The organism is Streptococcus sp. GMD6S (genome assembly GCF_000297015.1).
Genome location: NZ_AJRH01000292.1, coordinates 1 through 4819, shown reverse-complemented (window position 1 = coordinate 4819; position 4819 = coordinate 1). Strand labels below are relative to the sequence as shown.

At 38.5% G+C, this 4819-nt stretch carries 6 protein-coding genes and 1 pseudogene; 3 read left to right on the top strand and 4 right to left on the bottom strand.

The annotated features are described in order from the left end of the window. The 3 genes and pseudogenes from GMD6S_RS10860 to GMD6S_RS10850 all read right to left on the bottom strand — a co-directional run. A pseudogene (locus GMD6S_RS10860) lies at positions 1-372 on the bottom strand (ATP-dependent nuclease subunit B); the annotation flags it as partial. A gap of 106 nt (positions 373-478) precedes the next feature. Next, a complete protein-coding gene (locus tag GMD6S_RS10855) occupies positions 479-898 on the bottom strand; it encodes an EVE domain-containing protein (RefSeq protein ID WP_001138492.1) in 420 nt (139 codons plus the stop codon). Further along, a complete protein-coding gene (locus GMD6S_RS10850) occupies positions 891-1352 on the bottom strand; it encodes a MarR family winged helix-turn-helix transcriptional regulator (protein WP_000049669.1) in 462 nt (153 codons plus the stop codon). Before GMD6S_RS10850 ends, GMD6S_RS10855 begins: the two co-directional genes overlap by 8 nt. A gap of 145 nt (positions 1353-1497) precedes the next feature. Here GMD6S_RS10850 and GMD6S_RS10845 point away from each other — a divergent pair, with 145 nt between their 5' ends. The 3 genes from GMD6S_RS10845 to GMD6S_RS10835 all read left to right on the top strand — a co-directional run bounded on the left by GMD6S_RS10845 (position 1498) and on the right by GMD6S_RS10835 (position 4120). Continuing rightward, positions 1498-2307, top strand: a complete 810-nt coding sequence (locus GMD6S_RS10845) for a Cof-type HAD-IIB family hydrolase (RefSeq protein ID WP_000593606.1) — start codon at positions 1498-1500, stop codon at positions 2305-2307. 141 nt (positions 2308-2448) lie between these two features. After that, the gene (locus tag GMD6S_RS10840; RefSeq protein WP_000859684.1) at positions 2449-3357 is read left to right on the top strand and encodes an ATP-binding cassette domain-containing protein; all 909 of its coding nucleotides are present in this window, start codon (positions 2449-2451) and stop codon (positions 3355-3357) included. Positions 3358-3367: 10 nt separating this feature from the next. Then, positions 3368-4120 carry an ABC transporter permease gene (locus tag GMD6S_RS10835; protein WP_000581972.1) on the top strand — a complete coding sequence of 251 codons (753 nt, stop codon included), beginning with the start codon at positions 3368-3370 and terminating at the stop codon, positions 4118-4120. A gap of 38 nt (positions 4121-4158) precedes the next feature. On the opposite strand, the gene GMD6S_RS10830 is transcribed toward GMD6S_RS10835, so the two are convergent. Next, positions 4159-4819, bottom strand: a 661-nt coding sequence (locus GMD6S_RS10830; protein WP_000663352.1) for a sensor histidine kinase, incomplete at its 5' end; no start/stop codon positions are given.

Here is a 4819-nt window from a genome sequence, read left to right as displayed (position 1 = left end):
CTCATGATAAAGTTCAACCAACTGCTGGATAAATTGAGGATCTTGTTTAATTGCACCATAAACACGCAAGTCCTTGGGATCGAGTTCCGCAAGGCACTTATAAAAAGCCATCCCAAGCCCGATTTCATCAAGACTGGTCTTGGCAGGCAAATCATTTAAAACCAGGTAACGAGCCATTTGAGCGAAACGCGTGACGGTAATCGCAAAAGAAGCCTGCTGAGGCAAGCATTTCAGCACGGCACGTTCCTTTTCAAATGAAAGAGAGTTGGGGGCGATGTAGAAAACCCGCTTGCCTGCAGCAACCAGTTCTTCTGCCTCTCTCGTTAAAATTTCAGTCAAAGAAGTCCGAATATCAGTATACAGTAATTTCATCTCAGCCTCGTTTGCTTTATCAAAGTTTCTTACTCTATTATAGCAAAGTTCGCTTCACAGTCCAAATCCAAAATTCTAGTTGACAATCATTTAATTAGCAAATCAATCATCCTTCATCATCCACTTTCATATGCTGAAAGATATAGAGAAAAAAGTCTTTGGAAACTTCAAAATGCCCATAACGAAGTCGAGAAGTATAGTCTTTCCATTCAGGATGTTGTCTGGCTATTTCTATGGAGCAATCTTTGACTGGCTGATAATACTCGACATTTCGTCTAAAGGGAAAGAATCCTTCAAATTGCTCTACTTGATAGGCCTTGTCGTCTATAATCTTACCTACGGCCACAAAAGCCTGTAACTTATCTTGACCATTCATATCGTATTTTGGGCTATAGTATAAAAGATAGTCACCTTTTTTCATACGATTTAAGGGGCCACCCTTTCCATGACAGACCTGGCAAAAATTCCCTTCAACTCCTCTTAAAACATGGTTCTTCGAAACAACTCCTACCCAATATCTAGGCATTTTTATCCTCCAACTCTACTAAAAAGCGATTAAAAACTTCTCTATCGTTAGATAGTTTTTCAAAAAAATTTTCATCAACACCTTCTACTAAAGGTAAAGCTTGATTGACCTTCTCCGCGCCAGACTTCGTTACTGAGACCAGTTTTGCCCGACTATCCTTTGGATGTTGATCACGTTTAATGTAGTTTTTCTTCTCCAGTAACCGGACAATCTGAGAAACCGTCATGACATCCATACCAGTGAACCGAGCAATATCAACTTGTGTCACATATTTCTCTCTATTAGTCAGAAACAAGAGCGAAGTCAAAACGATAAATTGAGGCAGAGTAAGACCAACCGATTTCAAAACTCTTTTTAAGTTGCTTTCCCACTTGTTGTAGACTTTTATGAAAAGAAGACCTGTAGATTCTGTTTCATCATTTTTGTAAATTGAATTAAAGTGATACTTTGACATTATTTCTCCTTAAATATTAAGTATACATATTATATAAGAATTTATTTTCTTTTTCAAGAAAAGGAAAGTCAAATGTTACTATTCTGTCAGACATTTTATAGTCTATATGCTATAATAAAAGCAAACACCTAGAAAAGGAAGTCTTATGATTAAACTACTAGCCTTGGATATGGACGGAACCCTCCTCAATGAAGCCAAGGAAATCCCGCAAGCCCACATCACTGCCATTCACCAAGCCATTGAAAAAGGTGTCAAACTGGTTCTCTGTACAGGTCGCCCGCTTTTCGGTGTCCTCCCCTACTATAAACAACTAGGACTTGACCTACAGAACGAGCACGTCATTGTCAATAATGGTTGCTCAACCCATCAGACCAGTGACTGGAGTCTAGTTGACTGGCAAGAACTCAGTCCATCTGACATTGAATACCTCTATGACTTAGCAGAAAAAAGCGACGTCCAGTTGACTCTTTTTGATGAGAAACATTATTTTGTTCTCGGTGGCAAGCCTAATCAAATCGTTCAAAATGATGCCAAACTCGTCTTTTCAGACTTGACTGAAATTTCCCTTGAGGAAGCTACCAGTGGCAAGTATCGTATGTTCCAAGGAATGTTTTTAGGCACCAAAGAGCAAACAGACGATTTTGAGCAGCGGTTTGCTGAGGAGCTTTGCCAACGATTCAGTGGCGTTCGTTCACAGCCTGTCATTTATGAAGCCATGCCACTTGGGACTACTAAGGCTACTGCTCTTTCTCGACTAGCAGAGATTTTGAAGATCGAGCCCTCAGAAATTATGGCCATGGGCGATGCCAATAACGATATCGAAATGCTTCAGTTTGCAGGGCTTGGCATTGCTATGGGAAATGCCAGCGACCATGTCAAATCCCTTGCTAATGACGTTACAGATAGCAATGAAGAAGAAGGCGTTGCGCGTGCCATTGAGAAGTATATTTTATAATTGAGAAGCCCAGTTCATGTCAACTGGGTTTTGTTTTTTTAAGAATCACAAAACTTTAGAAACTCTTTAGAATTACTTGATATTTCTTTGATTTCTATACCTTATACTAAAGTTAGAAAAATAAATCAAAAGGAGAAAATCATGAAAACAGTACTCGAAATTCATGGACTGACCAAACAATTCGGACAACAAGCTATTCTTCAAGATCTTAGTCTAACCATAAAAGAGGGAGATATTTATGGTCTAATCGGAAAAAATGGAGCAGGTAAAACTACTCTTATCAAAATCATTACACAACTACTGTTTGCGGATAAAGGAACTGTTTCCCTCTTTTCTAGTCAATCGGAAAATGAGTGGACCAAGGGCTTATCTCGAGTAGGTTCAGTTATCGAATCACCTGTAGCTCATAATCACTTAACAGCCTATCAAAATCTGAAATATTATTGTATGATCCGCCATATTCCAAATGCTGATAAAGTTATTCAAGAAACACTAGATTATGTAGGTTTGTCTGATACAGGTAAGAAAGTCTTTCGTGATTTCTCGCTAGGAATGAAACAAAGACTTGGTATCGCTATTGCTCTTCTGTCCAAACCCGACTTCCTTATTCTTGATGAACCTATTAATGGTCTCGACCCAATTGGAATCAAAGAATTTCGTCTCATGATCCAGCGGCTAAATCAAGAAAAAGGCATAACCATCCTCATCTCTAGCCATATCTTGTCAGAACTCTATCTCTTAGCTAATCGCTTTGGTATTCTGGATCAAGGTAAGATTATCCGTGAAATCAGTAAAGCTGAGTTTGAAACACTGAGCGAGGATTATATTGTGCTTAAAACAAGCGACAAGGAAAGAGCTTGTCAGGTATTGAAAGAACAAATCCAGCTCCAGTTTAAGGTTGTAAACCCTGAAAAGGAAATCCATATCTTTGGTAATGAACAAGATGTCAAACAGATTCTTAAGCAACTAACTTTGTCCGATGTTGCTATTGATGAGATTTACTTTGCCCGTCAAAACCTAGAAGAATACTTCACCCAATTGGTAGAATAGGAGAAAAATCATGATACATACCATTCAAGCAGATTTTTACCGTCTTTTCCGCTCCAAAGGATTCTGGATTACAGAATTCATTCTCTTTGTACTTATGTTACTGGGTGCTACTATTGGAGCTACAGGGCATCTAATGTCAGTTCAGGCAGCACCACCTGAGCTTCCTACCCATGGTTGGAATGGGATATTAGCTCTAATCAACGCGTCAAATAACGGCTCAAACCTCGTTTTCCTCTGTATTATTCTAGTGTGTTTAGTTCTTGGGGTCGATTTAATCGGCAAGCTTTATAAAAATAGTTTGACAGTTGGCGTTTCTCGTACAGAATTTTTCCTTGCTAAATTCTTTGTACTAGCAAGTATCGCTCTCTTACAACTCATCACCAGTCTTGTGATTGCCTTTATTCCCGCGACTCTACTAAACGGACTTGGTACAATGCCTGATGGTTTTGTTACTAATCTCCTCTTGACGATTTCCCTTCAATTTCTATGCCTACTCGCTTGGCTTTCGATTGTCTCCTTTATTCTCTACCTAACTCATTCTTATCTTGCCGTATTTATTGGTTATCTGATTAGCTCTATTGTCGTTTCTATTCCAATTCTTGTTTTCCCAGACATTGAAATTCTTCGATATTTAATTCTAGATTTTGCCTATGCTATGACTACTAATAGTCAAGCTATTCTCTATACCATCACGGTTTGCGTAACAGTCATACTTTTCTTCTCTTTCAGTGGACTGATTATTTTCAAGAAGAAAAGCTTATAAAAAGGACCTCCTCTAGGATATAGAGGAGGTTTCTTCTGTTAAAGATAAATAAAGACTGAAAACCATTCTCCATCAGTGGCTAGCTTCATTTCCGCTCCAAGAAGATGAACCAATTCCTCAGTAATATAGAGACCTAAACCAGAGGATTCTTCGGTATCTGACATATTTTCAGAATAAAAACGATTGCTGAGATTGTCTATATTCTTGATAGATTTTTTGACTAGGTTATCAATTTTCAAAACAAGGCTATTGTCTTCCTTTTTCAAAGAAAGTCGAGCCTTCTCCTTGCCGTGCTTGAGAACATTTCCAAGAAGGTTTTGTATAATTCGATCAAGCAAGTCCTCATCAGTCGTCGTTTTCAATCCTGGTTCAACGTTAAAATCAAGAACAATCTGTGAAGATTGAAAAACGTCGTAATAAGCTAAAGTCTTTTTCGTTATAAAAGTTGATAAATCAAGTTCTTCCAGTTTCGGTTTGACTGCTCCTTCCATCAAATGACGGTATTCGAGGAGAGCCTCCAACCGTTTGGAAACCAAATCCTGATGATGGGCTATTTTATTTAAGGTTTCTGAACTATTATCGGGGTGTTTTATTAGTTGTTGAGTGTATCCTGAAGCGATTGTTAAAGGTGTCCGAATATCATGAGCTATGTTACTGATTGCCATATCTAGGGTGTGTTTTTCACGCTTCATGATTAGC

Bases quoted from the DNA above. Each gene is read 5' to 3' on its own strand.
- GMD6S_RS10835 (WP_000581972.1), top strand. From the start codon at position 3,368: ATGATACATACCATTCAAGCAGATTTTTACCGTCTTTTCCGCTCCAAA.
- GMD6S_RS10845 (WP_000593606.1), top strand. From the start codon at position 1,498: ATGATTAAACTACTAGCCTTGGATATGGACGGAACCCTCCTCAATGAA.
- GMD6S_RS10850 (WP_000049669.1), bottom strand. From the start codon at position 1,352: ATGTCAAAGTATCACTTTAATTCAATTTACAAAAATGATGAAACAGAA.
- GMD6S_RS10840 (WP_000859684.1), top strand. From the start codon at position 2,449: ATGAAAACAGTACTCGAAATTCATGGACTGACCAAACAATTCGGACAA.
- GMD6S_RS10855 (WP_001138492.1), bottom strand. From the start codon at position 898: ATGCCTAGATATTGGGTAGGAGTTGTTTCGAAGAACCATGTTTTAAGA.